General features: G+C 62.3%; 1 pseudogene. It reads left to right on the top strand.

Annotated features, from left to right (window positions below):
* A pseudogene (locus tag A3754_RS06130) lies at nt 1-396 on the top strand (acetyl-CoA C-acyltransferase); the annotation flags it as partial.
* Between the last annotated feature and the right edge of the window lie 68 nt (nt 397-464).

Raw genomic sequence — 464 nt, 5'->3', positions numbered from 1 at the left:
AAGGAAGCCGAGCGACTGGGCCTGCAACCGCTGGGCGCCTACCGTGGCATGGCAGTGGCCGGTTGTGACCCTGACGAAATGGGCATCGGCCCGGTGTATGCCGTGCCAAAACTGCTCAAGCGCTTTGGCCTGACGGTTGATGACATCGGCCTCTGGGAGCTGAACGAAGCGTTCGCCAGCCAGTGCCTGTACAGCCGGGACAAGCTCGGCATCGACCCGGAAAAATACAACGTCAACGGCGGCGCCATCTCCATCGGCCACCCCTACGGTATGTCCGGTGCCCGCATGACCGGCCACGCCCTGATCGAAGGCAAGCGCCGCGGTGTGAAGTACGTGGTCGTCACCATGTGCATCGGTGGCGGCATGGGTGCTGCTGGCCTGTTCGAAGTGTTCTAGACGGAATCGCGCTGATTCTGTTTCCCCTTGGGGGCACCGTCTGGTGCCCCCTTTTTTTGGTTCATCGC

The sequence above is a fragment of the Alcanivorax sp. HI0083 genome (assembly GCF_001635175.1).
This window is presented reverse-complemented; position numbering and strand designations above follow the sequence as displayed.